Source organism: Alteromonas marina (assembly GCF_000808575.1).
Classification (GTDB): Bacteria; Pseudomonadota; Gammaproteobacteria; order Enterobacterales; family Alteromonadaceae; genus Alteromonas; species Alteromonas marina_A.
In genome coordinates, this window is sequence record NZ_JWLW01000036.1 from 1 (window position 1) to 315 (window position 315).

Annotated in this window: 1 rRNA gene; it reads right to left on the reverse strand. The window is 46.0% G+C overall.

From position 1 onward, the window contains the following. Positions 1–75 precede the first annotated feature (75 nt). A 5S ribosomal RNA gene (rrf, locus tag RJ41_RS14380) occupies positions 76–191 on the reverse strand. Positions 192–315 lie beyond the last annotated feature (124 nt).

Below are 315 nucleotides of genomic sequence, written 5' to 3' on the forward strand. Positions count from 1 at the left end.
CCTCAGACTCTGACCCCATTATTTTTTTCTTCCAAACGCAAAAAACCCGCCGTTAGGCGGGTTCTTCTTAATGGGACCTGGCAGTGTCCTACTCTCACATGGGGAGACCCCACACTACCATCGGCGCTAATACGTTTCACTTCTGAGTTCGGAATGGAGTCAGGTGGTACCGTATCGCTATGGCTGCCAGGAAAAGCTGGTTTGCAGTAGCGTTTACTGTGTAAAGCTGATGCTCTATCAACTTTACTAAATTCTGTTAGCTCGCATACATAAAATGCTATAGCTTCTATATAAAGCAAAAAACCCGCCGTTAGG